The sequence below is a fragment of the Streptomyces sp. NPDC028635 genome, from assembly GCF_040637635.1.
In the GTDB taxonomy this organism is placed as follows: Bacteria; Actinomycetota; Actinomycetes; order Streptomycetales; family Streptomycetaceae; genus Streptomyces.
Genome location: NZ_JBEZWX010000011.1, coordinates 33,180 through 59,980, shown reverse-complemented (window position 1 = coordinate 59,980; position 26,801 = coordinate 33,180). Strand labels below are relative to the sequence as shown.

Here is a 26,801-nt window from a genome sequence, read left to right as displayed (position 1 = left end):
CCTGCACTCGTCCGTTGATCGATTCCCGAGGAGCCGCGATGCGTGTCGCCCTGTTCCTGACCTGCGTCAACGACACGCTCTATCCGGACACCGGCCGGGACGTCGTGCGGCTGCTGCACAGGCTCGGGGTGGACGTGGACTTCCCCTTCGCGCAGACCTGCTGCGGGCAGGCCCACTACAACACCGGCTACCGGCACGAGGCGGAGCCTATGGCCCGGCGCCACGCCGAGGTCTTCGGCGACTACGACGCCGTCGTGACGCCGTCGGGGTCGTGCGCGGCGATGGTGCGGGAGCTGTATCCGCGGATGGGTGAGCGGGCTCTGGCCGAGGGGCGCGGGAGCGCGCTGGCCGAGGCGGTGGCGCCGGTCGTGCCGAAGACGTACGAGCTGACGGAGTTCCTGGTGGACGTGCTCGGCGTGACGGACGTCGGCGCCTGGTATCCGCACACCGTCACCTACCACCCGACCTGTCACGGGCTGCGGGCCCTGGGGCTCGGCGACCGGCCGCGGCGGCTGCTGGAGGCCGTCGAGGGTCTGGAGCTCGTGGAGCTGCCGGGTGCCGACGAGTGCTGCGGGTTCGGCGGCACGTTCGCGGTGAAGAACGCCGACGTCTCGGCGGCGATGGGCGCGGACAAGGTCCGCAACGCCGAGTCGACGGGGGCGCAGGTGCTGTGCGCCGCCGACAACTCCTGCCTGATGCACATCGGCGGGATCATGGCCCGGCTGAGGGTGGGCATGCGGCCGGTGCACATCGCGGAGATCCTGGCGAGCACGAAGGAGGAGCCGGCGGTATGAGCGGGACGTATCTCGGGATGCCCGCGTTTCCCGCGGCAGCGCGTGAGGCGGTGAACGACCCGACCCTGCGCGGCAATCTGCGGCACGCCACCCGCACCATCCGCGCCAAGCGGGCCAAGGCGGTCGCCGAGGTCTCCGACTGGGCGGCGCTGCGGGAGGCCGGCCGACGGATCAAGGACCACACGCTGCGCCACCTCGAGCGCCACCTCGTGCGGTTGGAGGAGTCGGTGACCGCGGCGGGCGGTGTGGTGCACTGGGCGGCCGACGCCGAGGAGGCCAACCGGATCGTCACCGAACTCGTCAAGGCGACCGGTGAGTCGGAGGTCGTCAAGGTCAAGTCGATGGCCACGCAGGAGATCGGGCTCAACGAGGCGCTCGAGGCGGAGGGCATCCGCGCCTACGAGACCGATCTCGCCGAGCTGATCGTGCAGTTGGGTCGCGACCGGCCCTCCCACATCCTCGTCCCGGCGATCCACCGCAACCGGGGCGAGATCCGGGACATCTTCCGCTCGGAGATGGCCGGCTGGGGCCGCCCCGCTCCCGAGGGCCTGACCGACACGCCCGCCGAACTCGCCGAGGCGGCGCGGCTGCATCTGCGGGAGAAGTTCCTGCGGGCCAAGGTCGGCATCTCCGGCGCCAACTTCATGGTCGCCGAGACGGGCACGCTGGTCGTCGTGGAGTCCGAGGGCAACGGGCGGATGTGCCTGACCCTGCCCGAGACGCTGATCTCGGTCGTCGGCATCGAGAAGACCGTGCCGACCTGGCGGGACCTGGAGGTGTTCCTGCAGACCCTCCCCCGCTCCTCCACCGCCGAGCGCATGAACCCGTACACGACGATGTGGACGGGTACGACGGACGGCGACGGTCCGCGGACGTTCCACCTGGTGCTGCTCGACAACGGCCGCACCGACACCCTCGCCGACCAGGTCGGACGCCAGGCCCTGCGCTGCATCCGCTGCTCGGCGTGCCTCAACGTCTGCCCGGTGTACGAGCGGGCGGGCGGGCACGCCTACGGGTCGGTCTACCCCGGCCCCATCGGCGCGATCCTCAGCCCGCAACTGCGGGGCACGGGCAGCGACATCGACGCCTCGCTGCCGTACGCCTCGTCGCTGTGCGGGGCCTGCTACGACGTGTGCCCGGTCGCGATCGACATCCCCGAGGTGCTGGTGCATCTGCGGGAACGCGTCGTCCAGGGCGGACCCGCGGTGCGCGGCGGCAACAAGGTGGTGCTCAGGCCCGCCGGGGGCCACGCCGCGGAGCGCGCCGCGATGCGGGCGGCGCGCTGGGCGTTCACCCGTCCCGGCGCGCTGGGCGCCGGACAGCGGCTGGCCTCGCGCACCCGCCGGTTCCATCCCCGCACCCTGCCGGGGCCCGGCCAGGCGTGGACGGGCAGCCGGGAGCTGCCGGCGGTGCCGGCGGAGCCGTTCAGGGACTGGTGGCAGCGCACACGCGGCGGGAAGGACGGAGCCAGGTGAACCACGTGAGCGGCAGGGAGCGGATCCTGGGGCGGGTGCGGCGGGCCCTCGCCGATGTGCCGGCGGACGACCTCGCCTACGAGCAGGCCGTGCCCCGCGACTATCTGCGCGAGCACGGCGAGCGGACCGCCGGGCAGACGGTGGACCTGCTCGCGGAGAACCTGGCGGACTACCGGGCCGTGGTGCACCGGTGCGCGTCCGAGGAGGTGCCGGGGCTGGTGGCGCGGCTGCTGGCCGCGCGCGGGGTGGAGTCGGTGCTGGTGCCGCCGGGGCTGGACGAGAGCTGGCTCGCCGGCTGCCCGGTGACCCGGGTGGACGACCGCGCCGCGAGCACGCCCCACGACCTGGACGCGGTGGACAGCGTGGTCACCGGCTGCGCGGTGGCGATCGCCGAGACCGGCACCATCGTCCTGGACGGCTCGCCCGACCAGGGCCGGCGCCGGATCACCCTGATCCCCGACCACCACATCTGCGTCGTCCGCGTGCCGGACCAGGTCGTCTCCTCGGTGCCGCAGGCCCTCGAACGCCTCGACCCGGCCCGGCCGCTGACCTGGATCTCGGGCCCGTCGGCGACAAGCGACATCGAACTCGACCGTGTGGAGGGCGTGCACGGCCCGCGGACCCTGGAGGTCGTCCTCGTCGGCTGAGCAGCACGCGGGCCGGGCCCCGACCGGGCCGTGACAGGTCGCTGAACAAGCGCTTAGATAGGTGCCGTACGCCGACCCGTCCGCGACCCCGACCGCCGGAGGCGCAGTTGTTCACGTCCGTCGACGATGTCTCCGCCCGCCTCGCCGAGACCGGTTACCTCGCCTCGCCGGCCGTGGCCACGACCGTCTTCCTCGCCGCCCGGCTGGGCAAGCCTCTGCTGGTGGAGGGCCCCGCCGGGGTCGGCAAGACGGAGCTCGCGAAGGCCGTCGCCGAGGTCGCCGGGGCGCGGCTGGTGCGGTTGCAGTGCTATGAGGGCGTGGACGAGTCCCGGGCGCTGTACGAGTGGAATCACGCCAAGCAGCTGCTGCGCATCAGCGCCGGCCGCGAGGAGACGTGGGACGAGACGCGGACCGGCATCTTCAGCGAGGAGTTCCTGCTCTCCCGGCCGCTGCTCACCGCGATCCGCGGCGAGGAGCAGAAGGTGCTGCTGATCGACGAGATGGACAAGGCCGACGTCGAGGTGGAGGGGCTGCTGCTGGAGGTGCTCAGCGACTTCCAGGTGACGGTGCCGGAGCTGGGCACGATCAGCGCGACCCGCCGCCCCTTCGTGGTGGTCACCTCCAACGCCTCCCGCGAGTTGTCGGAGGCGCTGCGCCGCCGCTGTCTCTTCCTGCACATCGGTTTCCCCGAGCAGGAGCTGGAGCGGCGCATCGTCGGGCTGAAGGTGCCGGACCTCGACGCGGCGCTGGCCGAGTCGGTGGTCCGGGTGGTCGGCGCGCTGCGGGCGATGGACCTGCGCAAGGTGCCGTCGGTCGCGGAGACCGTCGACTGGGCGCGCACCCTGCTGGCGCTCGGCGCGGACAGCCTCGGCGAGGCGGTGGTCCGGGACACGCTCGGTGTGCTGCTCAAGCACCAGGACGACGTGCTGAAGGCGGCGGCGAAGCTGGACCTGGACGCCGTATGACGCCGCCGGGCGGGCAGGGTGACGTCGCGGCACGGCTGACCGGGTTCGTCGCCGCGCTGCGGACGCACGGGGTGCGGATCGGGACCGGGGAGAGCGTGGACGCGGCGCGGGCCGTCCGGGCGCTGGGGCTGGCCGACCGGGAGATGCTGCGGGAGGGGCTGGCCGCCACGCTGCTGCACGGCGTGGGCCAGCGGCAGGTGTTCGACCCGGTCTTCGACCTGTACTTCCCGCGCGCCGTCGGCGGACCCGGGCAGGAGCCGGCCGGGCGGGAGGACCTGCGGGAACGGCTCGCGGCGGCCCTGGCGGCGGGCGACACCGGGGCCATGGGCCGGCTGGCCGTGGAGGCCGTCGACGCGCTGGGCGGGTACGGGAGTTCGCCCGGCTCGGACGGCTTCTCCTCGTACCAGACGCTGGACCGGCTGCGGCCGCAGACGCTGCTCGCGCCCGTGCGGGAGCAGATGCGGGGGCGCGGCGGGGGCGGCGGTTTCGCCGGCCGGCTGCTCGAGGACGAGATCCGCCGCCGTATCGACGCCTTCCGCGCGCTGGTGGCTGCGGAGGCGCGGCGGCGGGTGGCGGAGCGGCGCGGACGGGACGAGATCGCCCGGCGGGCGGTGGCCCCCACGGTGGACCGCGTCGACTTCCTGTACGCGGGCCGCGAGCAACTGGCCGAGCTGCGGCGGACGGTGCAGCCGCTGGCACGCAAGCTGGCCACCCGGCTGGCCGCGCGGCGCCGGCGGGCGGCGCGCGGCACGATCGATCTACGGCGCACCCTGCGCGGTTCGCTGTCGACGGGCGGGGTGCCGATGCGGCCGGTGCTGCGCCGGCGCCGGCCCGCCCGGCCGGAACTGGTGCTGCTGTGCGACGTGTCGGGGTCGGTGTCCGGGTTCTCGGACTTCACGATGCTGCTGGTGCAGGCGCTGCACGACCAGTTCAGCAAGGTGCGGGTGTTCGCGTTCGTCAACCGGGTCGACGAGGTGACCGGGCTGCTGGTGCGCGGCGCCGCCGACGCCGGGGGCCTCGGCGGACGCATCCGCGCCGAGGCCACGCTGACCGGCTGGCACGGCAGCAGCGACTACGGGGTGGCGCTCGGCGAGTTCGCGGAGCGGTACGGCGCCGCCGTGGGCCCGCGGACCACGGTGTTCGTGCTGGGCGACGCCCGCACCAACATGAGCGACCCGAACCTGCCGGCGCTGCGGCAGATCGCCGGGCAGGCCCGCCGGGTGTACTGGCTGAACCCCGAGCCGCTCGCCCAGTGGGGCACCGGCGACTCGGCCGCACCGGATTACGCCGAGGTCGTCGAGATGCACGAGTGCCGCACCGTGGGGCAGTTGAGCGCGCTGGTGGGACGTCTGCTCCCGGTGTGACGCCCCACCGTGCGGCGCGGCGTCACTTCTTGGCGTACTCCTTGGCCATCTGGCCCTCGAAGTCGTAGGCGACGCACTGTTCGTCGCCCACCACCCAGGCGTCGTGTCCGGGCGAGCACACGAAGACGTCCCCCGGGCCGAGCTCGGTCTCGGTGCCGTCGTCCATGCGGATGCGCATCCGGCCCTGGACGACGTAGCCGTTGTGATGCACCTGGCAGCTGTCGGTGCCCGCGATCGGGCCGACGGACTCGGACCAGCGCCAGCCGGGCTCGAACGTCGCCACGGCGAAATCGCAGCCGCTCAGATGCACGGCTTCGAGGTGCCCCTTGGGGAAATCGCGCCGCTCGTCCGGTTTGTCGAGCGTCTTGGCCTCCAACATGACGCTCCTCCCTTCCCGCCGCCTCCCGGCGGCCGGAGCCGGTCTCGTCCCCCTGCGGACGCAGGCGTGAGCGGCGGGGCCGGACCCCGTGGAACCATCGTCCGCCCGCACGCGGGGGACCGCCATTCGGGTGAACGGCCCCTGCCCGGCGGGCCGCTCAGCTCTGCGTCCGGACGATGCGGGAGAAGCGGTCGGCGTCGACGTTGCCGCCGGACAGGATCAGCCCGACCCGCCGGGGCGGGGTCCCCGCACGACCGGCGAGCAGCGCGGCGAGCGGGGTGGCGCCGCTGGGCTCCAGCACGATCTTGAGCCGTTCGAAGGCGAACACCATCGCCTGCCGGATCTCGTCGTCGGTGACGAGGGCGATGTCGTCCACGAGCCGCCGGTTGACGGAGAACGTCAGTTCACCGGGCGTGGGCAGGGCCTGGCCGTCGGCGAGGGTGCGCGGCACCGGGATCTCGACGCGCCGGCCGGCCGCCAGCGACCGTTTGGTGTCGTCGCCGGCCTCCGGCTCCACGCCGATCATGCGGATGCCGGGGCGCAGGGCGGTGGCGGCGGTGGCGCTGCCCGCCATCAGTCCGCCGCCGCCCACCGGGACCAGCAGGGCGTCCAGTTCCCCGGCCTCCTCGAGGAGTTCGAGGGCGGCGGTGCCCTGCCCGGCCATGACGTGCGGATGCTCGTAGGGCGGGATGAGCGTCAGGCCGCGCTCGGCGGCCAGCGCCTCGGCGAGGGCGACCCGGTCGCCGGTGTAGCGGTCGTACGTCACGATCTCGGCGCCGTACCCTTCCGTGGCCGCCCGCTTGGAGGGTGGGGCGTCCTCGGGCATGACGATCACCGCGGTGGTGCCGAGTTCGCGGGCGGCGAGGGCGACGGCCTGGGCGTGGTTGCCGGAGGAGTAGGCGGCGATGCCGCGCTCCAGTTGCCCGGGGGTGAGCCGGGACGCGGCGTTGTAGGCGCCGCGGAACTTGAAGGCGCCCACCCGCTGGAAGTTCTCGCACTTGAGGAAGACCTCGGCGCCGACGCGTTCGTCGAGGGTGCGCGAGCGCAGGACGGGGGTGCGGTGGGCGACGCCCTTGATCCGCTCGGCGGCGTCGCGGACGTCGTCCAGGGTGATCGGAGCGCGGGTCATGGGCGGTCTCCCTCGGGGATCGGCTGCTTCGGGGGTACGGCTGGTGCATCTCGGGGGCCCGGGATCAGGGCCGGGGTGCCTCGGGCGCCTGCACGGGGGTCACGGGCTGTCGGTTCCGGCGGCCGCACGGGACTGGGCGAGGTAGCTGTAGGCCGAGGCGCGGGAGATGCCGAGCCGGGTGGCGACCTGCTCGACCGCGCGGCGCACGGCGAAGACGCCCTGGTCGTCCAGGCTGCGGAACAGGGCGAGGCGGCGGGTGCGGTCCAGGCCCGCCCAGGTCTGGTCCTGGCGGCGCAGACGGGCGTCGACGATCGCGTCGACGACGGAGTCGATGTCGTCCCCGAAGGTGGTGACCGGCGGCTCGGGCGCGCCGCCCGCGGTCCCGGCGAGCGCCCCGAGCAGGGCCTGCGCCCGGTCGACGGCGGTGACGTCGACGTTGACGCACAGCGCGCCGAAGACCGCGCCGGCGGAGTCGCGCAGCACGATCGTGGACGACTTCACGCGGATGCCGTCGGCGGTGCGGGTGACGTAGTTCAGGTCGTCGTCGGCCTCGTCTCCGCGGGCCAGGACCCGCATGCCGATCTCGCTCATCGCGCCGCCGACCGCCCGCCCGGTCACCGATCCGGCCACGGCGACGACCGACTTCTCCGGCTCCCGGTAGTCGTGCAGCACGACCTCGCAGACCGGGCCGAAGGTGGCCGCGACGCCGTGCACCACCGGTACGAGGGCGGCGAGGATCGCGTCGCGTTCGGCCTCCCGGGCGGTGGGGGTCACCGAGACTCCTTGGATTGCTGGTCCAATGATTGGATTCACAATCCAAGCAGAGGGCGTGCGCGAACGGCAAGCCCCCGAGGCGCTCAGCGTCAGTGGTTGGGCGCCGCCGCGCTGATCCCGGCCAGGGCCGTCGTCGAGTCCTCCAGCGGGGCGAGGTCGCCGAGGCTGACCATGCCGACCGGGCAGCCCCCGTGTTCGACGACGGGCAGGCGCCGTACGGCGTGCTCGCGCATGAGCTTGATCGCGTGGTCGGTGGTGTCGGTGGGCGCCACGGTCACCATGGGCGGCCGGCTGCACACCTTCCCGACGGCCGTGGTGTGCGGGTCGAAGCCGTCGGCGACGGCACGGATCACGATGTCGCGGTCGGTGAGGACACCGAACAGGTCGCAGTCGTAGGCGACGAGGACGTCGCCCACGTCCTGTTCGCGCATCACCCGGGCGGCCCGCTCCAGGGTGGTCATCGGTTCGACCGCGACCGCGCCGGGGTGCATCACGTCGCGAATGAGCCGGCTCATGGGGTACCTCCCCGGTCCGCGGAACGCTGTCTGCCTGCCGCGTAGCCCGAACGGGCGACGGCAAACGGGACGGCCGCGCGGGTCAGCGAGGCACTCCCCCGGGTGCGGCCGCGCCGCCGAGACGGCGGCGCCACGGGCCGGGGGTCACTCCATGAGGCCGGCCGCCAGGGTGGCCCCCAGGTCCCAGCACGCCTCGATGTCGGCCTTGGTGGGCTCGCCGGTCACCGTCACCGGCTCGGCGGCACGGCGCCAGCCGAGACCGGTCGTGATCGCGTCGAGGGCCCGCAGCGCACCCGTCACGTCGTTGCCGCCGTGCACCCACGCGCCGAAGGGCCGGCCGCGCGTGGCGTCCAGGCACGGGTAGTAGACCTGGTCGAAGAAGTGTTTCAGGGCCCCGGAGACATAGCCGAGGTTGGCCGGGGTGCCGAGCAGAAAGGCGTCGGCCTCCAGCACGTCGGAGGCGGTGGCGGCGAGCGCCGGGCGCCGCACGACCCGTACGCCCTCGATCTCCGGGGCGCTCGCTCCGGCGACGACCGCCTCGAAGAGCGCCTGGCAGTTCGGGGACGGGGTGTGATGGACGATCAGCAAGGTGGCCACGGCCCCCCACCCTGCCGGGACGGCCCCGCCGGACGCAACCCGCGCACCCGCGGCCCCCGCATGCACGGGGGCCCCACGGGTACTCCGGGCCCATGGCCGGTATCGAACTGAGAAGCAGCGCGTTCAACGACCACGCCGTCATCCCGCGCCGCTACGCCCTGGAAGGCGAGAACGTCTCCCCTCCGCTGGCCTGGTCCGGGGTGCCGGACGGCACGGCGGAACTGGTGCTGCTGTGCGAGGACCCGGACGCCCCGTCGGGCACGTTCGTGCACTGGGTCGTCGTCGGTGTCGACCCGGGCAGCACGGGTGCGGAGACGGGCAGCGGCCCGCCCGGCGGCACCGAACTCGTCAACGGCTACGGCAGGCGCGGCTGGGGCGGCCCGCATCCGCCGCCCGGCGACGACGCGCACCGGTACTTCTTCCGCCTGTACGCCCTCGGTGAGCCGTGCGCCCTGCCCGACGCGCCCTCGGCCGAGCAGGTGCACGAGGCGGTCGAGAAGCAGCAGCTCGCGAGCGGCACCCTGGTGGGCCTCTACCAGCGGTGACCGGCGTGAGGAACGTCAAGAAAGGCGAATCGTGAACGAACCCCAGCACCCCGCCGAGCAGCACCCGCAGCCCGACTTCCCAGCGCAGGACCAGCCGCACCCCGGCTGGACCGGGCCCATGGACCCGCCGCCCGACCACGGCGAGGAGTCCTACCGGGGCAGCGGACGGCTGGCGGACCGCAAGGCCGTGATCACCGGCGGCGACTCCGGAATCGGCCGTGCGGTCGCCCTCGCGTTCGCCCGCGAGGGTGCCGACGTGCTGTTCACCCATCTCGACAGCGAGAAGGACGAGGCGTCCGAGACCGTCCGTCTGGTGGAGGCGGCGGGCCGCCGGGCCATCGCGGTGCCGGCGGACATCCGCGAGGAGGACACCTGCCGGGCGCTGGTCGAGCGGGCGGTGGAGGAGTTCGGCCGGATCGACGTCCTGGTGAACAACGCCGCCTACCAGATGTCCCAGCCGGACGGCATCGAGGCGATCTCCACCGAGCAGTTCGACCGGGTCATGCGCACCAACCTGTACGGCATGTTCTGGCTGACGAAGTTCGCCGTGCCGCACATCCCGGAGGGCGGCAGCGTCATCAACAGCGCCTCGGTGCAGGCGTACAAGCCGAGTCCGCATCTGCTGGACTACGCGATGACCAAGGGCGCGATCGTCACCTTCACGCAGGGGCTCGCGCAGATGCTGATCGACCGGGGCATCCGGGTCAACGCAGTGGCGCCCGGGCCGGTGTGGACGCCGCTGATCCCGGCGACGCTGCCGGACACGGCCGAGTTCGGCAAGCAGGCGCCGATCGGGCGCCCCGCGCAGCCCGCCGAGATGGCGCCCGCGTATGTGTTCCTCGCCTCGCAGGAGGCGTCGTACATCACGGCGGAGATCGTCAACGCCACGGGCGGTACGCCGCTGCCGTGAAGCCCGCTGCCCGGTGAAGGCCGCTGCCGCCGGCCGACCGGCTGGACACCGCCCTCCTCAGCCGTTTGGGACGCGTCCGGCGGCGTCCAGCTGGTCGACGCACCACCGCCGGGCCGTGCCGGCGACCTCCTCGAGGGCGCCGGGCTCCTCGAAGAGATGGGTGGCGCCGGGCACGACGTGCAGCGTGTGCGGGCCGGCCAGCTCGCGCGCCGCGGCCTCGTTGAGCCGCAGCACCTCGGTGTCCCGGCCGCCGACCAGCAGCAGGACCGGCGCGCGCACGGCACCCAGCGCGTCGCCCGCCAGGTCCGGGCGGCCGCCGCGGGAGACGACCGTCAGGACCCGCTCGGGCCGCCGCGCCGCCGCGACCAGCGCCGCCGCGGCGCCCGTGCTGGCGCCGAACAACGCGACGGGCAGCGCGTCCGTCGCCGCTTCCCGGCCCAGCCAGTCGAGGACGGCCGCGAGCCGCGCGCCGAGCAGACCGATGTCGAAGCGGTGCTCGGCGGTGATCCGGTCGCGCTCGTCCTCCTCTTCGGTGAGCAGATCGACGAGCAGCGTGGCCAGGGCGGCCTCGCGCAGCCGCTCGGCGACCATCCGGTTGCGCGGGCTGTGGCGTGAGCTGCCGCTGCCGTGCGCGAACAGCACCACGGCCCGGGCGCCGTCCGGCACCACGAGGTCCCCGGTCAGCCGCGCGCCACCGGCGGGCACCCGGACGGTACGGGAGGTCATGGCCGTTCCTCCCCTCGGAGGGGACGCCTGCGCCTGCCCCAGTACCCCGGGACGGGGGCGGTCAGACACCGCGGGCTGCCCCCGGACGGGAAGCCGGACACCCCGGCGCCGGTGCCTACCAGCCGCGCGCCGCTCGCAGCAGCGCCTCGCGCACCCGGCCGACGTCAGGGTTGTCGCCGGCGCCGGGGCGCTGGACCAGGAAGCCGGTGTTGATGGGCGGGTCGTCGGGTTCGTGCAGCGCGACGAGGGTGCCGCGGTCCAGATGCTCCAGGCACAGGTAGCGGGGCAGCACGGTGAACCCGGCCCCCGCCTCCACCGCGGCGAGCACCCCGCGCAGATCCGGCACCGTGACGGCCGCCGGGCAGGACAGCCGGCGGCCGAAGACATGGCGCCAGTAGCGGCGGGCGATCGGCAGGTCCTCGGCGTAGCTGACGAGCGGGACGGAGTGCAGCGCGGCGGGGCCCTCGACGGCGAGCCGCTCCTTGAGCGCGCCGGCCCGGGCGGGGGCCGCCACCAGCACGAACTCCTCGTCCATCAGCGGCACGGCGGTCAGGGCGCGGCCGCGCGGGCGGGCGGTGGCGACGACCAGGTCGTGGCGGCCGGCACGCAGTTCGTCGAGCAGGGGGTCGGTCAGGCCGGGGGTCACGCGCAGCCGTACGCCGTCGGCGACCAGCGGTGCCAGCGCGGGCAGGGCGCGGGTGCACAGCAGCTCGGCCGGCCCGGCGAGGTGCACCGGCGCGCGGCGGCGGCCGGCGCCGGGGTCGGGGCCCGCCACGGCCGCCAGCTCGTCCAGCGGCGTGGCGATCCTGGCGGCGAGCTCCTCGGCGACGGCGGTCGGCACGACGCCGCGCGGCCCGCGTGCGAACAGCTCGCGCCCGGTCTGCCGCTCCAGCGCGCGCATCTGCGTGGTGACCGTGGGCTGGGACAGGCCCAGCAGCTGGGCGGCGCCCGTGAAGGAGCCGGAGCGGTACACGGCGAGAAAGGTGCGCAACTGGTTGAGGTCGAGCTGGTCGGTCACCCGTCGAATGTACGGTGCCGGAGGCCCGCCGAGCCATAGGCAGACCAATGGCCGCCATGGAGATGTTCATTGGAATCCTATGGCTGCTCGTCCTACGGTCGACCGTGCCAGTCACCCCTCACGGACCTCGTGGAAGAGACACCATGTCGAAGATCCTCTTTGTGATGACCGGTGCCGACCGGCTGACGCTCGCCGACGGCACCCCGCACCCGACCGGTTTCTGGGCGGAGGAGGCCGTCGCCCCGTACGAGGCCTTCAAGGCCGCAGGCCACGAGATCGTCGTCGCCACGCCCGGCGGTGTGGTGCCGCCCGTGGACAAGGCCAGCCTCGCGGCCGAGGTCAACGGCGGTCAGGAGAACGCCGACCGGATCGCCGCCGCGCTGGAGGCGATGGACGAGCTGCGCCGGCCGGTGCGGCTGGAGGACGTCACCCTCGGCGACTACGCCGCCGTCTTCTACCCCGGCGGCCATGGCCCGATGGAGGACCTGGCGGTCGACGCCGACTCCGGCCGGCTGCTGACCGAGGCGCTGGCCGCCGGCACGCCGCTCGGCGTGGTGTGCCACGGCCCGGCCGCGCTGCTGGCGGCCCGGTCCGCGGACGGGGGCAACCCCTTCGCCGGTTACCGGGTGGCCGCCTTCACCAACGAGGAGGAGACCCAGGGCGGCCTCGCCGGCCAGGTGAAGTGGCTGCTGCAGGACCGGCTCACGGAGGCGGGCGTGCTGGTGGTGCCGGCCGAGCCGTGGGCGCCGCACATCGTGACCGACCGCACCCTGGTCACCGGCCAGAACCCGGCCTCCTCCGCGCCGCTCGCGGCCGAGCTGCTGAAGCGCCTGGGCTGAGCCCGCCCAGGGTGACCGGCCCGGGGCGGGCCCGTCCGGGTGAACCGTGATCTGCCGGACCGCCCCGACATGCGGCCGGGACGCCGTGGCTCTTGACTGAGCAGCGAAGGCCCGGCAGGAGCACGGCAGGAGGTCACGCATGGAGGCATCCGAACCGCCCGAGGACAGCCGCGGGACGGCCCAGGACTCCCCGCAGGCGGCCCGGGCGGCCCGCGCCACCGCGGCTTCGGCCCCGCAGGCGGTCCGCGCGGTCGCGGCCTCGGCCCCGCAGGCGGCGCGTGCCGGCACGGCGTCACCGACGCGGACGCCTCCCGCCACCGCTGCCCCGCCCGCGCGGCGGGCCCCCGGGCTCAACGCCGGGCGGCTGTGGGCGGGCGGGGTGATGGCGGCCGGGGTCGCGGGACTCGCGGCCGTCGCCGCGCTGCTGATCGTGCGCGGGGTGCTCGGGGTGGCGCTGTTCGTGCCGCGGGGCGACGACGTGATGGAGAGCGCCTCCACGGGGATGCTGGCGGCGGCAGCGGCCGTGGCCGCCCTGGTCACGACCGGTCTGGTCCATGTCCTCGTCCTGACCGTGGCGCGCCCCGGCCGCCTGTTCGCCTGGCTGGTCGCGGTGGGGACGGCGGCGGCCGTCGTGCTGCCGTTCACGACGGCCGCGAGCACCGGCTCCCACATCGGCACCGCCGCGGTGAACCTGGCGGTCGGCGCCACGATCGGCTCCCTGCTGTCGGCAGTGGGGCGCGGAGCCGTACGCCGCGGGTGGTGACCGCCGCCCCGCCGGGACCGCCCGGGGTCTACGGCGCCGTGTCGAGGAACGCCGTCACGCGCCGCACGAACCACTCCGGGCCGTCGAGCCAGGGTTAGTGCCCGGCGTCGGGCTGTACGGCGACCTCGGCGTGCGGGAGGGACTCGGCGGCCCGCCGGGCCGGCGCCGGGGTGGGGCCGCCGTCCAGTTCCCCGGCGCAGGACGGGGGTGCTCAGCGCGGACAGCGCGGCCCGGGTCGCGGGCGGGTCGAAGGCCTCGGGATCGAAGCAGCGGTCGGCCGCGTCGTCGTCGGTCTGCGCCTCCTCCGACTCCGCGTGCGCCCGGGCGGCGTCGTCCCAGCGGCCGTAGAAGGCCGTAGAAGACGGACGGGCGGCGAGGCTGCCGCCGGCCGAGTGCCCGAGGAGGTTCATCCGGTCCAGGCTCAGGTGGATCCGCAGGGCCTCGACGTCGTCCACCAGCCGGTCTCAGCGGTACGTCGCGGGGTCGGCGGGCGCCGCCGAGCCGCCGGTGCCGCGCAGGTCCAGGGCCGGACGGCGGTGCCGGGCGAGTGCGCCGAGGTCCCCCAGGTCGGCGGAGGCCCACATCGGTCCGCCTTGCACGATGATGAGCGGGTCGCCCAAACCGCGTTCCCGGTGGGCCGGTTCGGTTCCGTCGGCGGCGGTGAAGGTCGGCATGTCGGGAGTCTTTTGCCGCCGTGCTCATGACGGGCAAGGGGATTTCCCGGAGGTGCCGCGAAAAAGTGCGCCCCTCCCTCTTGCCTGCTCCGCGGTCGCCTGAATTACTGATCCCCAGCACCTCGACCGAATGATCGGTCGTCCGGATTGGCATGGTTGGTGAGGGAGAAGTCCCGATGGCGGATGCGACGGAGCTGCTGGACTCGGGGGAACGGCTCGACCGGGACGCCCTGCGCGCGCTGCAGCTCGAGCGGCTGCGGTCGTCGCTGCGGCACGCGTACACGAACGTGCCGTTCTACCGTGAGGCCTTCGACAAGGCGGGCGTGCACCCGGACGACTGCCGCACGCTTGAGGACCTCGCGCGCTTCCCGTTCACCGTCAAGTCCGACCTGCGGGAGAACTACCCCTTCGGGCTGTTCGCCGTCCCGCGCGACCGCGTCCGCCGGCTGCACGCCTCCAGCGGCACCACGGGCCGCCCCACGGTCGTCGGCTACACCGACGGCGACCTGTCGCTGTGGGCGGACATGGTGGCCCGCTCGATCCGCGCGGCGGGCGGCCGCCCCGGCGACATCGCGCACATCGCCTACGGCTACGGCCTGTTCACCGGCGGTCTGGGCGCCCACTACGGCGCCGAGCGCCTGGGCTGCACGGTCGTCCCGGCGTCCGGTGGCATGACGGCCCGTCAGGTACAGCTGATCCAGGATCTCGGGCCGCGGATCATCATGGTGACGCCGTCCTACATGCTCACCCTGCTCGACGAGTTCGAGCGGCAGGGCGTCGACCCGCGCTCCACCTCGCTGGAGGTCGGGATCTTCGGCGCCGAGCCGTGGACGGAGGAGATGCGCCGCGAGATCGAGGAGCGGTTCGGCATCGACGCCGTCGACATCTACGGGCTGTCGGAGGTGATCGGCCCGGGGGTCGCGCAGGAGTGCGTGGAGACCAAGGACGGCCTGCACATCTGGGAGGACCACTTCTACCCGGAGGTCGTCGACCCGATCACGGGCGAGGTGCTGCCGGACGGCGAGGAGGGCGAACTGGTCTTCACCTCGCTCACCAAGGAGGCCATGCCGATCGTCCGCTACCGCACCCGCGATCTGACCCGGCTGCTGCCGGGCACCGCCCGCGCGTTCCGGAGGATGCAGAAGATCACCGGCCGCAGCGACGACATGGTGATCCTGCGCGGCGTGAACCTCTTTCCGACCCAGATCGAGGAGATCGTGCTGCGCACCCCGGGCGTCGCGCCGCACTTCCAGCTGCGGCTGACCCGTCAGGGCCGCATGGACGCCCTCACCGTCCGCGCCGAGGCCCGGCCCGACGCCGCTCCCGAGGCCCGTGAGGCCGCCGCCCGGTCCATCGCGGCGGCCGTCAAGGACGGAGTCGGGGTCTCGGTCGGCGTCGAGATCGTCGACCCGGAGTCCCTGGAACGCTCGGTCGGCAAGATCCGCCGGATCGTCGATCTGCGCCCGCGCTGAGGCGCGCCCTCAGCCGAGCACGGGTGGCGTCCAGTCCGCGTGCCGCAGCAGGCCGCGCAGCATCAGGGCGGGCGGAGTGAGCCGAACCGCGGTGTTGCGCAGGCCGACGGCGAGCGGGTGGGTGAGCTGGTGTCCCATGCGGCCGGCCTGGCGTGCGGCGCGGGCCACGCCGGCGCTGCGCGGGCGGCGCTCGGCGTCGTAGCGGGCCAGGGCCGCTTCGACGGAGGGTTCGGCGCCGAGCGCCGCGGCCAGTACCACCGCGTCCTCCAGGGCCTGGCAGGCGCCCTGGCCGAGGTTGGTGGTCATGGCGTGGGCGGCGTCGCCGAGCAGTGCCACCCGGCCGGAGGCGAACGTGGGCAGGGGCGTGGCCAGTTCGTGGATGTCGTGATGCAGGACGTCCTCGGGGCGGGTGGCCGCCAGCAGCGCCGGAATGGGGTCGTGCCAGCCGGCGAACCGCTCACGTACGGCGGCCAGGGCGTCGGCGTGGCGGGTGCCCGGCGGGGCGCCCAGCACCGCGAACCACTCCGCGCGGCCGTCCGCGAGGGCCAGGTGGCCGAACTCCGCGCCCGGGCCCCAGGTCAGGGAGAAGTCGGTGGGCACGGCGAGCGGCCCGTCGGTCAGGGCCCGCAGGACGGTGGAGCCGCTGTGCACCGGCCCCGGGTGACCGGGCAGGAGCTGCGCGCGCAGCCGGCTGTTGACGCCGTCGGCGGCCACCACGAGGTCGGCCTCCAGGGCGCCGTCCGCGAGCAGCACCCGCGGCCGGGCGGGGTCGCTGCGGTCCACACCGGTGGCCCGGGTGCCGACGTGCAGCCGGTCGGCGGGCAGCGTCTCGCGCAGCAGCCGGTGCAGGTCGGCCCGGGTGATGCCGTGGATCGGATCCCCCACGGCGCGGGCCAGCGCGGCGCCGTCCAGCCGGGTCAGCCAGCGGCCGTCGGGGGTCCGGGTGCCGCCGGTGTGGACGGGCCGCGCGGCCGCCCGCACCGCCGCGCCGGCGCCGAGCGCGTCGAGCGCGCGCAACCCGTTGGCGTGTAGGGATATGCCGGCGCCGACGTCCGCGAGGACCGGCGCGCGTTCCACGACGGTCACCTCCCAGCCGGTCCGGCGCAGTCCGATCGCGGCCGCCAGGCCGCCGATGCCGCCTCCCACGACCACCGCACTCGCGCGCATGCCGCCCCCTTTCCCCGTCTTCCTCGTCGACGGTCTTCTACAGCTGTAGAAGACGGCAGCAGCGTACGCCCGCCCTCTACAGCTGTAGAAACCGGGGTGTAGAAAGGTCCGGTGACCACCGACCGACGTACCGTGCTCGCCGACGCGGCCATCGACGTCCTGGCCGACGCCGGGATCCGCGGGCTGACCCATCGCGCCGTGGACCGGGCGGCGGGTCTGCCGTCCGGCACGACGTCGGCGTACTTCCGCACTCGGCAGGCTCTGCTGACCGCCCTGGTCAGCCGGCTGGTGGCGCTCGACCAGGCGGAGTTGCGGGCGGCCGGGGCGGCGACGCCGGCGCCGCGGACGCCGGAGGACCTGGTCGCCGGGATCGCCGCGCTCACCGAGCGCCGGCTCACCGGCGAGGGGCGGCGGCGCTCCCTCGCGCGCTACGCGTGCGCGCTGGAGAGCGTGCGCCACCCGGAGCTGAGGGAGATCCTGCGGCCGCGCGAGAACGCGGGCCGGGACCTGGTGCGCGCCTTTGTCGCTGCGCACGGGCACGCGGACGCCGAGGAACGCACACTGACGCTGCTGACCTGCGTGGACGGGCTGGTCTTCGACCGGCTGGTGAGCGGCGGCGCGGTGTGCGCCGAGGAGATCCGGCGACTGGTGGACACGGCCCTGCGCTGAACCTGTTCAGCGCTCCCCGAGCCGGTCCCGCAGCTCCCGTTTGAGGATCTTCCCGCTGGCGTTGCGCGGCAGCGCGTCGACGAAGACGACCCGCTTGGGCGCCTTGAACGCGGGGAGCTTCTTGCGGGCGTGCGCGATGAGTTCGCCCTCCGTCACCTCGCCGCGCGGGACGACGACCGCGGTGACCGCCTCGATCCAGCGTTCGTCGGGCAGCCCCACCACCGCCGCCTCCGCGACGGCCTCGTGCGTGTACAGGACGTCCTCGACCTGGCGGGAGGCGACCAGTACGCCACCGGAGTTGATGACGTCCTTGACCCGGTCGACGATCGTGAAATTACCGTCGGCGTCGCGCACCGCGAGGTCGCCGGAGTGGAACCAGCCGTCGCGGAAGGCCTCGGCGCTCTCCTCGGGCTTGTCCCAGTAGCCCTCGCACAACTGCGGGGAGCGGTAGACGATTTCACCGGGTGTGCCGGCCGGTACGTCCTTGCCGTCCTCGTCGACCACCCGCGCGTCCACGAACAGCACGGGCCGCCCGCAGGAGTCCATGCGTCCCTCGTGCTCGTCCGGCCCGAGCACGGTCGCCAGCGGACCGATCTCGCTCTGCCCGAAGCAGTTGTAGAACGCGAGGTGGGGCAGCCGCCCGCGCAGCCGCTCCAGCACGGGCACCGGCATGATCGAGGCCCCGTAGTAGGCCTTGCGCAGCCCGTCGAGGTCCCGGGTGGTGAAGTCGGGACGGTTCGCCAGCGCGATCCACACCGTGGGCGGCGCGAAGAGGCTGTCGCAGCGGCCCGTCTCCACGAGGTCGAACAGCCGCTCCGCGTCCGGCGCGTCGAGGATCACGTTGGTGGCGCCGACGGCGAGGTAGGGCAGCAGGAAGACGTGCATCTGCGCCGAGTGGTAGAGCGGCAGGGAGTGCACGGGGCGGTCCCCGGCGCTCAGGTCGAGGGCGGTGATGGCGCTCAGGTACTCGTGGACCAGCGCGCGGTGGGTCATCATCGCGCCCTTGGGCAGCGCGGTGGTGCCGGAGGTGTACAGCAGCTGGACCAGGTCCTCGCCCCGTGGCTCCGGCCCGTCGTACGGCGCTGCCGCGGGCAGCCGCTCGAGCAGCGCGTCGTCCGCGTCCCGCAGCGGCAGGGTCGGCACGCCGTCCGGCAGGCGAGCGGCGAGGCCGGGATCGGTGAGCACCAGCGAACTGCCCGACTGGTGCACGAGGTAGGCCAGGTCGTCGCCGGTGAGGTGCTGGTTGACCGGCACGTGCACCAGGCCGGCGCGGGCGCAGGCGAGGAAGGCGATGAGATAGGCGTCGGAGTTGTGGCCGTAGGCGGCGACCCGGTCGCCCGGAGCGAGGCCCTCGCCCCGCAGCAGGCCGGCCGCGCGGGAGACGGCGTCGTCGAGCTCCCCGTACGTCCAGGAGCGCTCGCCGTAGGTGACGGCGACGCGCGCGGGGGTGCGTCGGGCGCTGCGGCGCAGCACGCCGTCGACCGTGCTGCCGTGTCCGGGCGTCATGCCTCATGATCCTCGGCGCGGACGCCGGGGCGGTCAAGACACGTGCGCGGTCCGGGGGATCCCGGCCGGGGCCGCGCGGACCCGGCATCCCCCGGGATGCGCCCGGACCGAGGGACATCCTCACCTCGCCGGGGCTGCGGGTGATCTGGGTCGGCGAGAGGGGGTGACGCGGCCGGCACCCGGGTTCCGTCTCCCGGGCGCCGCGCGTCCCGTCCCTCGGCTCAGCTGCCGCCGACGCCCAGTGCCGCCAGCAGCACCAGCACCAGGGTCGTGGCGCCGAGGACGCCGTGGGCGGCGACCACGGGGACGGGCAGGTGACGCTCGGGGGGCGCCGTCTCGCCCGACGTGCCCCGGTACACCGGCAGCCAGCGGCCGAACAGGGTGAAGCCGAGCAGCGCGACCGCGACGAGCAGGCCGAAGGAGGTCCAGGCCAGGGCGTGCTTGTCGGCGGCCAGGTAGACGATCCACACCACCAGGCCGGCCGCGGCGAGCAGGAAGTGGCCGAAGACGACGGGCGCGGGCAGGCGGGTCGGCGCCGCCTGCTGCGCGGGGCGCAGGCCGCCGCGGGCGATCCAGCGGGCCAGCAGGACGAAACCGCCGAGAGCGGTGACGATCCAGGCGACGAGTGCGGCGATGTCCATGGGCGATCTCCGGAGTGCGTCAGGACGATGACGTGCTGCGGTAGCCGTCGGCCTGTGCGGCCTCGTCGGCGACCCGCACGCCGTAGCGGTAGGCGAGTTTTCCGCCGAGGTACCCGGACAGGCCGAGGGCGGCGAGCGCGACGGCGGAGAGCGTCAGCTGCCCGGCGCCGACACCCTCCCGTGCGGCGGTGCCGCCGCTGTGCCGCCAGGCCCAGCCGCCCGCGTAGGCGGCGGTGACGCAGAGGTTCAGCGTCATGTGGACCAGGGCCGTGCGGAAGGCCGGGGTGCCGGTGGGGATCGCGAACAGGTCGAGGAAACCGACGCAGGCCGCCGCCAGCGCGCCGATCACCCCGATGGCGATCAGCCACATGGATCCGTGCACCAGGAAAGCGGGCCGGTGGACGACGTGGGAGGCGATGTCGAAGACCAGGCTGCTCACCCAGGCGCCGATCGGCACCGTGACCAGGATCGGATGGAAGGGGTGACCGTACGGTCCCGCCAGCGCGCCGCTGACCGGCTGCTTGGCCTGACGAAGATCAGTGTTCACGGTCATGCCGGCACCTCACCTGTGGGTTATTTCACCAACGATTGTTGGTCTTATTCCGGGCACGGGTCAAGCCCGGCGTCACCCCATGGCTCACGGAGTTACCGTGGGCGCGTGACGTTCGATTCCCCCGCCGCGCACTCCCCGGCCCGGTCCACCACCGACTCCGTGGCCGCGCTCGCCGTGCTGGGCGACGAGTCCCGGCGGCGGCTGTTCGACTTCGTTCGGCGGGCCCGGCGTCCGGTCACCCGGGAGGAGGCGTCGGCGGCGGTCGGGATCTCCCGCAAGCTGGCCGCGTTCCACCTGGACAAGCTCGTCGACTCGGGGTTGCTGCAGGCCCGGCACGGGGGTCACGGGCCGCGACGCGTGGGGCGCGCCCCCAAGGTCTACGAGCCCAGCGCGCAGACACTGGAGATCAGCCTGCCGCCGCGCCGGCACGAGCTGCTGGCCTCACTGCTGGCCGAGGCGGTCACCGCGGTGCGGCCGGGCGAGAGCGCGCACGAGGCGGCGCTGCGCGTGGCCCGGGAGCGCGGCTCGTCGCTGGGTGCGGAGGCGCGGGGCGGGGACATGACCGCGTTCCTGGAGACGCTCGGCTTCGAGCCCGCCGCCGACGGCAGCGGCCGTACCGTGCTGCACAACTGCCCGTTCCACCCGGTCGCCGCGCAGGCACCGGAGCTGGTGTGCGGGATGAACCACGCCTTCCTGTGCGGCTACCTCGCCGCTTCCGGACACCCGCGCACCACGGCCGTGCTGGAGCCGCACGCGGGGGTGTGCTGCGTCGAGCTGGTCGACGAGGTCACGGACACCGGCGGCGGGACCGCGGCCCCCTCCTGCGGCCGTGACGCCGCCGACCACGCGTAGCGGCTCTTCCGCCCCCGCGTCAGTTTCCCGGTGCTGCACGCCCGTTGACATGCCCGCAGCCTGACGCGAAAGTTTCATGCGGCTCCACCATCACGGAAAGATACTTTCAGGGGTTGCGGGGGAGGCGGCGGTGGGCGGTCTGACGCGACGTCAGCTGGGTTCTGCGGCAGCGGCGCTGGGGGGTGCGCTGGCGCTCGTGCCGTTCCCGGCGGGACCGGCGGCGGCCGCGGGTCCGGGTGGCGGCGAGCCGGGGTACGCCGGTGAGCGTGGCGTTGGGGCGCGTGGCGGCGCACCGACGCTGCGGCACGGGCCGGCCGAGCGTGCGGGACTGCTCGACGGGCATCTGCGCCGGCTCGTCACCGACGCGAGGACTTTCCTCGGCCCCTCCCCCAGGCGTCCCTGGTACGCGGGCGCGGTGCTGCTCGCCGGGCGCGGCGGCACCGTCGCCCTGCACGAGCCGATCGGCATGGCGGTGCGCTACCGGGCGTACGACGAGAAGACCGACACCGGCGTCGAGTTCCCGCCCGAGCAGCAGATCCCCATGGCCCGCGACACGGTCTTCGACCTGGCGTCGGTGTCCAAGCTCTTCACCTCGCTGCTGGCGGTGCAGCAGATCGAGCGCGGCGCGCTGCGGCTGGAGGCACCGGTCGCCTCGTACGTGCCGGAGTTCGGCGCCGCGGGCAAGCAGGACGTGACGATCCGCCAGCTCCTGACGCACACCTCCGGCTTCCGCGCCTGGATACCGCTGTACGAGGCGCCGACGCGGGCGGAGCAGCTGCGGCTGATCTACGACGAGGCGCCGCTGAACGCCCCGGGCACCGCCTACCTCTACTCGGACCTGAACCTGATCTCCCTGCAGCTCGTCCTGGAACGGATCACCGGGCGTCCGCTGGACACGCTGCTGCACGAGGAGATCACCGGTCCGCTCGGCCTGACCCGCACCCGCTACAACCCGCCCGCCTCCTGGAGACCGCGGATCGCCGCCACCGAGGACGCCCGCAGACCGTGGTCGGGTCTCGACCGGGGGCTGGTGTGGGGGGAGGTGCACGACGAGAACGCCTACAGCCTGGGCGGGGTCGCCGGCCACGCGGGCGTGTTCTCCTGCGCCTGGGACCTGGCCGTACTCGCCCGCACCCTGCTCAACGGCGGCTGCTACGGCCGCGCCCGCATCCTGCGCCCGCGGTCCGTGGAGCTGATGTTCACCGACTTCAACACCGCTTTCCCCGGGGACGAGCACGGCCTCGGCTTCGAGCTCTACCAGCACTGGTACATGGGCGCGATGGCCACTCCGCGCACGGCCGGCCACACCGGCTTCACCGGCACGTCGCTCGTCCTGGACCCGACGACCGACTCCTTCCTCGTCGTGCTCGGCAACTCCGTCCATCCCGTGCGCAGTTGGCGTTCCGGTTCGGCTCCGCGGGTCGCCGCGGGGAACAACCTGGCGCGCGCGGTGCCGGTCCGTCCGCGTCGGGGCCGCACCGCCTGGTTCTCCGGGATGGCGAGCGCCGCCTCCGCCACGCTCACGCTGCCGCCGCTGGACACCTCGGCGGACGGCTCGCGACTGACCTGCGCGCTGTGGTGGGACACCGAACCGCAGGCGGACGTGCTGGCGCTGGAGGCGTCCCCGGACGGCGGCGCCACCTGGCAGCCGGTGCCGTTCACCACGGCCGGCGGCGCCGACGGCCGGCCGCAGGACCATCCGGACGGCACGGTCACCGGCTGGTCGGGCCGCACCTGGCACCGGCTCTCGGCCACTCTGCCGCCCGCCCGGTCCCTCACCCTGCGCTGGCGCTACAGCACCGACCGGCTCTACGTCGGCCGGGGAGCGTACGTCGACGCCCTGCGCGTGGAGACACCCACCGGCCCGGCCTTCGACGACCGCCGGCCCGCGGACGCGTCCCGGATCGAGGCGAAGGGCTGGTCGGCGTCGGCGGACTAGGGTCGGCCGGCCAGGCGGGCGTGGAGGTGGCCCGTTTCCGGGAAAGCGGGCGGGGCCGCGGGCAGCACGCCCTCCAGCGCGTACCCGGCCTTGTGCGCCACCCGGCAGGAGGCGGCGTTGCCCGCCCGGTGCAGCAGGTCCAGGCGGGTCAGGCCCAGGGCGGTAAAAGCCCAGTCGGTGAGGGCACGCAGGGCGCGCGGCGCGACGGAGCGGCCCCGGGCACGGGCGACGGTCCAGTAGCCGACCTCGGCACCCGCAGCGGTCCGCTTCAGGACGACGTGGCCTACGAGAGTCTCGCCGGCCGCGGCCGGCTCCACGACGGCGAAGGCGAGGCGCTCGCCACTGTCCCAGCCGCCGCGCTGCTCCCGCACCCAGCGGGCCGCGCTCTCCTCGTCGTGCACGAGCGTGGTGATCCAGCGCCGCAGCTCCGCGTCGCGGTGGGCCTCGACCAGCTGCGGTATGTCATGCGGCGTCCAGGGCCGCAGCGACAGGGCCGGCGCGCCCTCGGCCGCTTCTGTCCGAAGCACGACGGTGGTCATGTCCATCCGCCGAGCCTACGCGGCCGGGGACGCGCCGGGGACACGGAGGGCTAGGAGCCGAAGACCGCCTTCTGCAGGTCGATGGGGCTGGGGTCCGCCATCAAAGCCTCCTCGGCAGGTCGTGCGGACACTGTGCTTTCACCGTTGCGTCCGGGTATCCGCAGGCCCGCGGCCCATTCACCTCGTCTGCCGCACGTCACCGCCTCTGCCGCACGCCGTCGACGGCGTCCCGCACCGCTGCCGCCTCGGCGTGCCGGCCGAGTCGCCGCAGGCAGTGGGCCTCGTCCGGGCGGGCGGGAACGGTGTCCCGATCACCGGGGCCGAGCCGGCCCAGCGGCTCGTCGCGGGACCGCCGCCTGGCTTGTCAGCATGGCGGGTCATCGCGCTGGTCTGTTCGCCGCCGGGCGGCTGTCCGGGCCGAGCCGGGCGACCGCGCGCAGGATGTGTTTGGGCGGCAGCTGCCAGCGCACACCTGCGGGAACGCTGCGCAGCAGGGCGCCGGTCGCGCGCAGTCGCCGGGTCACGGCGGCGGGCGGCGGGGCCTGTCTGCCGTACAGCGCGTGGGCGTACGGCGGCAGGGAGGCGTAGGCCAGTTGCGCCACGCGCCGCCACAGCACCTCACGCGCCGGGACGAGCAGGGGGTGCGTCGGCGGCCGGCGGAGGAAGTCGTCCACGGCGCGTGCCTCGGGCGTGGCGGCGAGCTGCGGCCGGACCTGCTCGAAGTAGGCGGCGAGCCGCGCCCGGTCGGCGGGTACGGCCTCGGGGTCGAGCCCGACCAGGCGGGCACTGACGCGGTGTTCGGCGAGGTAGCGGTCGGCGGCGGCGCCGGTGAGCGGGAAACCGGAACGCCACAGGACGTGCAGATAGGAGTCGATCTCCGCGCAGTGCACCCACAGCAGCAGTTCGGGGTCGTCGATCCGGTACCGCTCCCCCGTGGCCGGGTCGGTCGCCGTGAGCCGGCGGTGGATGCCCCGGACGCGGTCACCGGCCCGTTCGGCGGCCTCACGGGTCCCGTACGTCGTCGTACCGACGAAGTTCGCCGTGCGCCGCAGCCGTCCCCAGGCGTCGCGCCGGAAATCGCTGTTCTGCATGACGCCGCGCACCGCGCGCGGGTGCAGGGCCTGGAGGTAGAGCGCGCGGATGCCGGCGACCCACATCATCGGGTCGCCGTGCATCTGCCACGTCACGGAGTCGGGGCCGAACAGACCCGGGTCGGCGTCGCTCATGTGATCCCCCCTCGGCGGTCCGGCCGGGAACGCACGCTCGTGCAGGGCTTTACGGAGCGGGCTTCTCGTCCGGTGAACGCGTCCCGGTAAGGATCACGTCTCGTAAGGAATCTCGGCAACAGGGATGTACGGGCCACCTCCCTCTGCGAGGGTGCCGGAGGCGCCCCGCGTTTCGTCAGGCGAGTGTGCGGAGGAAGTCCGAGCACGCACGGGCGCAGTCCCGGCAGTGCCGTGCCGTGTCCTCGGCGCCCGGGTGGCCGTCGAAGACATGGGCCGCTTCCAGACAGACGGTCCGGCACCACTCCACCTGCACGCGGATACCGGCCTCGTCCACACTGTTCTGCTCGGACAGCACGCGGCAGGTGGCATCGCACACCTCGGCGCACATGATGCCCTTGCGTCGCGCCAGTTCCTGCTCTTCGGTCCCTCCCGGGTCCACCAGGCTGGCCCGCAGCGCACAGGCCCTGGCGCACTCGGTGCACGCCTGGGCACATGCGAAGCGGTCCTCGAGGAACCGTATGAGCTCCTGCTGGGTCGTCGTCGAAGTCACGCCGTGCGGGTAGCCGGTGCCCACCGCACCAAACCCGGCCGAAGCCCGCCCGGCGCCCGTTATCCCGGCGCCGTCCGGGGAACCCGCACAGTCCCGGAAGCCGCGGTGGAGGAGGCGAGCGACGTGCCCGGACGACAGGAGCTGCCGTCGACCCTCGAGCGCTCCTCGAAGGACGCGCAGGAGACCTGGATCAAGGCGCACGACTCCGCCGTCGGGACGTACGGCGAGGGCGAGCGGGCCCACCGGGTCGCCTACGGGGCGCTCAAGCACACGCACGAGAAGGTCGGCGACCACTGGGAGCGCAAGGAGGGCGGCCGCAAGGGCCCCTCCGACCCGCGCTCGGCACGCCCCCGGCAGCAGGGCGGGCGCAGCGGCGAGGGTGTCGACGAGCAGGCCACGAAGGAGCACCTCTACGACCTCGCGCGGCGCCTGGACGTCGAGGGGCGTTCGCGGATGTCGAAGTCCGAGCTGCTCGACGCGGTCCGCAAGGCCAACCGCTCCCGGACCCGGCAATCCCGTTCGCGGTGACCTGGTAGCGCGGCCGTTTGGGGGGTATTCGTGTGATATGAGCAGCGCAATGATGCAGATGGCCGCCGTGAGCGGCGCTCTCGTCCTGGGTCCCGTCATCATCGGGGTCTTCCTCGTGGGCGGCTTGATCGGCGCCTTCTGGTTCGGTGACGTCTTCAAGAGCCGCGAGCCGGCCCCGCCGCGTCCGGAGGAGCAGCCACATCTGCCCCCGGGCGGCGCGGTCCGCGGCATCCAGCAGAACCGGGAACCCGAGGAGGTGCCCCACGACGGCCGGCGCCGGCTCCCGCACGAGTTCGGCAACCTCGGCACCCGGCCGAGCGAGTCGCAGGAACGGCCGAAGTGGGGCAAGGGCTCCAGCGGCTCGTTCGGCGGAGGCGGTCTGGGCGCCCACTGAGCCCCGGCCCCCAGCCCCCGGCCCCCGGCCCCCGCGCTCGTACGCCCCGCACCGGCGGGGCGTACGGCCACCGGGAGGCACCCGCCCGGCCCGGAGCCCCCGTGCGAAGGGAAGTGAGGTCCACATGGCCGACCCCGGCCGCAGCGCCCTGCCCCTGCCCGACTACGACCACCTCCCGACCGGCGGTCTGGAGAGCCGTGTGCGGTCGCTGACCGCCGAGGAGGTCGAGGAACTCCTCGCCTACGAGCGCACCCACGCCGACCGCCTGCCGATCACCGAGGTCCTGACGTCACGCCTGGACCAGTTGCGGGCCGGTGCCGAGCCGTCCGGCGGCGACCCGGGCGCCCTGCGCCCCGAGCAGGGTCAGGGCCGCACCGGTTCCCCCGTGACCCCGGCGACGTCCCCCCAGCCCTTCAGCCCCCCGCCGCACGGCACCCCGGACCAGCGCGGCAAGCCGAAGGGCGACCGGACCTAGCCGGCCCCCGCGCCCCCGCCACCCCGGCCCTTCCGCCGGGGACGGCGGGGGCCTCTTTGCGCGCCGCGCGGGGCTGCCGCCGAGGCGGGGAGAAACGTGCGCGCGTGCCGCTGACGCGGAGCCGGACGGAGACGCACCGCTGGGCGGCGACACGGCGGCAGCGGAAGGGCGGTACC

General features: G+C 74.3%; 30 protein-coding genes and 1 pseudogene. 16 read left to right on the top strand and 15 right to left on the bottom strand.

All coding sequences use genetic code 11. The features are described from left to right. Window positions 1-38: 38 nt before the first annotated feature. The 5 genes from AB0E88_RS14695 to AB0E88_RS14675 all read left to right on the top strand — a co-directional run bounded on the left by AB0E88_RS14695 (window position 39) and on the right by AB0E88_RS14675 (window position 5,245). Window positions 39-794 (top strand): (Fe-S)-binding protein, encoded by a 756-nt coding sequence (locus AB0E88_RS14695; protein WP_361629518.1) that lies wholly within the window; start codon window positions 39-41, stop codon window positions 792-794. Then, complete coding sequence (locus AB0E88_RS14690) at window positions 791-2,269, top strand: lactate utilization protein B (RefSeq protein ID WP_361629515.1); 1,479 nt, start codon at window positions 791-793, stop codon at window positions 2,267-2,269. Before AB0E88_RS14695 ends, AB0E88_RS14690 begins: the two co-directional genes overlap by 4 nt. A gap of 5 nt (window positions 2,270-2,274) precedes the next feature. After that, complete coding sequence (locus AB0E88_RS14685) at window positions 2,275-2,916, top strand: LUD domain-containing protein (protein WP_361629909.1); 642 nt, start codon at window positions 2,275-2,277, stop codon at window positions 2,914-2,916. 107 nt (window positions 2,917-3,023) lie between these two features. Then, entirely contained in the window at window positions 3,024-3,881 is an 858-nt protein-coding gene (locus AB0E88_RS14680) for a MoxR family ATPase (protein ID WP_361629512.1), read from the top strand. After that, on the top strand, window positions 3,878-5,245 hold the full coding sequence (locus AB0E88_RS14675; protein WP_361629509.1) for a VWA domain-containing protein: 1,368 nt from the start codon (window positions 3,878-3,880) through the stop codon (window positions 5,243-5,245). Before AB0E88_RS14680 ends, AB0E88_RS14675 begins: the two co-directional genes overlap by 4 nt. Window positions 5,246-5,267: 22 nt before the next feature. On the opposite strand, the gene AB0E88_RS14670 is transcribed toward AB0E88_RS14675, so the two are convergent. The 5 genes from AB0E88_RS14670 to AB0E88_RS14650 all read right to left on the bottom strand — a co-directional run bounded on the left by AB0E88_RS14670 (window position 5,268) and on the right by AB0E88_RS14650 (window position 8,639). Beyond that, a complete protein-coding gene (locus tag AB0E88_RS14670) occupies window positions 5,268-5,624 on the bottom strand; it encodes a cupin domain-containing protein (protein WP_361629506.1) in 357 nt (118 codons plus the stop codon). Window positions 5,625-5,781: 157 nt separating this feature from the next. After that, the gene (locus AB0E88_RS14665) at window positions 5,782-6,753 is read right to left on the bottom strand and encodes a threo-3-hydroxy-L-aspartate ammonia-lyase (protein WP_361629503.1); all 972 of its coding nucleotides are present in this window, start codon (window positions 6,751-6,753) and stop codon (window positions 5,782-5,784) included. A gap of 99 nt (window positions 6,754-6,852) precedes the next feature. Continuing rightward, the gene (locus AB0E88_RS14660) at window positions 6,853-7,527 is read right to left on the bottom strand and encodes a PAS domain-containing protein (protein WP_361629500.1); all 675 of its coding nucleotides are present in this window, start codon (window positions 7,525-7,527) and stop codon (window positions 6,853-6,855) included. 89 nt (window positions 7,528-7,616) lie between these two features. Continuing rightward, window positions 7,617-8,042 (bottom strand): CBS domain-containing protein, encoded by a 426-nt coding sequence (locus AB0E88_RS14655; RefSeq protein WP_361629497.1) that lies wholly within the window; start codon window positions 8,040-8,042, stop codon window positions 7,617-7,619. 144 nt (window positions 8,043-8,186) lie between these two features. Continuing rightward, entirely contained in the window at window positions 8,187-8,639 is a 453-nt protein-coding gene (locus AB0E88_RS14650) for an NAD(P)H-dependent oxidoreductase (RefSeq protein WP_361629494.1), read from the bottom strand. Between the two features lie 92 nt (window positions 8,640-8,731). Between AB0E88_RS14650 and AB0E88_RS14645 the strand changes: the two genes are divergently transcribed. Further along, window positions 8,732-9,184 (top strand): YbhB/YbcL family Raf kinase inhibitor-like protein, encoded by a 453-nt coding sequence (locus tag AB0E88_RS14645; protein ID WP_361629491.1) that lies wholly within the window; start codon window positions 8,732-8,734, stop codon window positions 9,182-9,184. A 31-nt stretch (window positions 9,185-9,215) separates the two neighbouring features. Then, a complete protein-coding gene (locus AB0E88_RS14640) occupies window positions 9,216-10,094 on the top strand; it encodes an SDR family oxidoreductase (protein ID WP_361629488.1) in 879 nt (292 codons plus the stop codon). Window positions 10,095-10,151: 57 nt separating this feature from the next. On the opposite strand, the gene AB0E88_RS14635 is transcribed toward AB0E88_RS14640, so the two are convergent. Next, a complete protein-coding gene (locus tag AB0E88_RS14635; protein WP_361629485.1) occupies window positions 10,152-10,820 on the bottom strand; it encodes an alpha/beta family hydrolase in 669 nt (222 codons plus the stop codon). A gap of 115 nt (window positions 10,821-10,935) precedes the next feature. After that, a complete protein-coding gene (locus tag AB0E88_RS14630; RefSeq protein ID WP_361629482.1) occupies window positions 10,936-11,838 on the bottom strand; it encodes a LysR family transcriptional regulator in 903 nt (300 codons plus the stop codon). A gap of 143 nt (window positions 11,839-11,981) precedes the next feature. Between AB0E88_RS14630 and AB0E88_RS14625 the strand changes: the two genes are divergently transcribed. Both AB0E88_RS14625 and AB0E88_RS14620 read left to right on the top strand, forming a co-directional pair. Then, window positions 11,982-12,677, top strand: coding sequence for a type 1 glutamine amidotransferase domain-containing protein (locus tag AB0E88_RS14625; RefSeq protein WP_361629479.1), 696 nt, complete (start codon window positions 11,982-11,984; stop codon window positions 12,675-12,677). A gap of 139 nt (window positions 12,678-12,816) precedes the next feature. Next, on the top strand, window positions 12,817-13,440 hold the full coding sequence (locus AB0E88_RS14620; RefSeq protein WP_361629476.1) for a DUF6069 family protein: 624 nt from the start codon (window positions 12,817-12,819) through the stop codon (window positions 13,438-13,440). Between the two features lie 94 nt (window positions 13,441-13,534). Here the strand turns inward: AB0E88_RS14620 and AB0E88_RS14615 are convergent. Then, window positions 13,535-14,114: pseudogene (locus AB0E88_RS14615) on the bottom strand (alpha/beta fold hydrolase). 176 nt (window positions 14,115-14,290) lie between these two features. Here AB0E88_RS14615 and paaK point away from each other — a divergent pair. Continuing rightward, window positions 14,291-15,586: a phenylacetate--CoA ligase PaaK gene (gene paaK, locus AB0E88_RS14610; protein WP_361629473.1), complete on the top strand. Its 1,296-nt coding sequence runs from the start codon at window positions 14,291-14,293 to the stop codon at window positions 15,584-15,586. A gap of 9 nt (window positions 15,587-15,595) precedes the next feature. On the opposite strand, the gene AB0E88_RS14605 is transcribed toward paaK, so the two are convergent. Continuing rightward, complete coding sequence (locus AB0E88_RS14605) at window positions 15,596-16,753, bottom strand: FAD-dependent monooxygenase (RefSeq protein ID WP_361629470.1); 1,158 nt, start codon at window positions 16,751-16,753, stop codon at window positions 15,596-15,598. Window positions 16,754-16,864: 111 nt separating this feature from the next. On the opposite strand from AB0E88_RS14605, the gene AB0E88_RS14600 reads away from it, so the two are divergent. Beyond that, the gene (locus AB0E88_RS14600; protein WP_361629467.1) at window positions 16,865-17,422 is read left to right on the top strand and encodes a TetR family transcriptional regulator C-terminal domain-containing protein; all 558 of its coding nucleotides are present in this window, start codon (window positions 16,865-16,867) and stop codon (window positions 17,420-17,422) included. A 6-nt stretch (window positions 17,423-17,428) separates the two neighbouring features. Here the strand turns inward: AB0E88_RS14600 and AB0E88_RS14595 are convergent, their stop codons facing one another. From AB0E88_RS14595 to AB0E88_RS14585, 3 genes are all read right to left on the bottom strand, one after another. After that, on the bottom strand, window positions 17,429-18,928 hold the full coding sequence (locus AB0E88_RS14595; RefSeq protein WP_361629464.1) for an acyl-CoA synthetase: 1,500 nt from the start codon (window positions 18,926-18,928) through the stop codon (window positions 17,429-17,431). 221 nt (window positions 18,929-19,149) lie between these two features. Further along, window positions 19,150-19,569 (bottom strand): hypothetical protein, encoded by a 420-nt coding sequence (locus AB0E88_RS14590; RefSeq protein ID WP_361629461.1) that lies wholly within the window; start codon window positions 19,567-19,569, stop codon window positions 19,150-19,152. A gap of 19 nt (window positions 19,570-19,588) precedes the next feature. Then, a complete protein-coding gene (locus tag AB0E88_RS14585; RefSeq protein ID WP_361629458.1) occupies window positions 19,589-20,122 on the bottom strand; it encodes a DUF2231 domain-containing protein in 534 nt (177 codons plus the stop codon). A 105-nt stretch (window positions 20,123-20,227) separates the two neighbouring features. Between AB0E88_RS14585 and AB0E88_RS14580 the strand changes: the two genes are divergently transcribed. Further along, window positions 20,228-20,974: a helix-turn-helix domain-containing protein gene (locus tag AB0E88_RS14580; RefSeq protein WP_361629455.1), complete on the top strand. Its 747-nt coding sequence runs from the start codon at window positions 20,228-20,230 to the stop codon at window positions 20,972-20,974. 76 nt (window positions 20,975-21,050) lie between these two features. Further along, entirely contained in the window at window positions 21,051-22,913 is a 1,863-nt protein-coding gene (locus AB0E88_RS14575) for a serine hydrolase (protein WP_361629452.1), read from the top strand. On the opposite strand, the gene AB0E88_RS14570 is transcribed toward AB0E88_RS14575, so the two are convergent. The 3 genes from AB0E88_RS14570 to AB0E88_RS14560 all read right to left on the bottom strand — a co-directional run bounded on the left by AB0E88_RS14570 (window position 22,910) and on the right by AB0E88_RS14560 (window position 25,228). After that, window positions 22,910-23,458, bottom strand: a complete 549-nt coding sequence (locus tag AB0E88_RS14570) for a GNAT family N-acetyltransferase (protein ID WP_361629449.1) — start codon at window positions 23,456-23,458, stop codon at window positions 22,910-22,912. The two genes, AB0E88_RS14575 and AB0E88_RS14570, sit on opposite strands and share 4 nt — an antisense overlap. 371 nt (window positions 23,459-23,829) lie before the next feature. Beyond that, on the bottom strand, window positions 23,830-24,678 hold the full coding sequence (locus AB0E88_RS14565; protein ID WP_361629446.1) for an oxygenase MpaB family protein: 849 nt from the start codon (window positions 24,676-24,678) through the stop codon (window positions 23,830-23,832). Between the two features lie 175 nt (window positions 24,679-24,853). Then, window positions 24,854-25,228 carry a ferredoxin gene (locus tag AB0E88_RS14560; RefSeq protein ID WP_361629443.1) on the bottom strand — a complete coding sequence of 125 codons (375 nt, stop codon included), beginning with the start codon at window positions 25,226-25,228 and terminating at the stop codon, window positions 24,854-24,856. A gap of 123 nt (window positions 25,229-25,351) precedes the next feature. Here AB0E88_RS14560 and AB0E88_RS14555 point away from each other — a divergent pair, with 123 nt between their 5' ends. The 3 genes from AB0E88_RS14555 (at window position 25,352) to AB0E88_RS14545 (ending at window position 26,625) form a co-directional block, all read left to right on the top strand. Further along, window positions 25,352-25,756, top strand: coding sequence for a ChaB family protein (locus AB0E88_RS14555; RefSeq protein WP_361629440.1), 405 nt, complete (start codon window positions 25,352-25,354; stop codon window positions 25,754-25,756). A gap of 37 nt (window positions 25,757-25,793) precedes the next feature. Further along, window positions 25,794-26,150, top strand: coding sequence for a DUF6479 family protein (locus AB0E88_RS14550; RefSeq protein WP_361629437.1), 357 nt, complete (start codon window positions 25,794-25,796; stop codon window positions 26,148-26,150). Window positions 26,151-26,274: 124 nt separating this feature from the next. Next, complete coding sequence (locus tag AB0E88_RS14545) at window positions 26,275-26,625, top strand: hypothetical protein (RefSeq protein ID WP_361629434.1); 351 nt, start codon at window positions 26,275-26,277, stop codon at window positions 26,623-26,625. Window positions 26,626-26,801 lie beyond the last annotated feature (176 nt).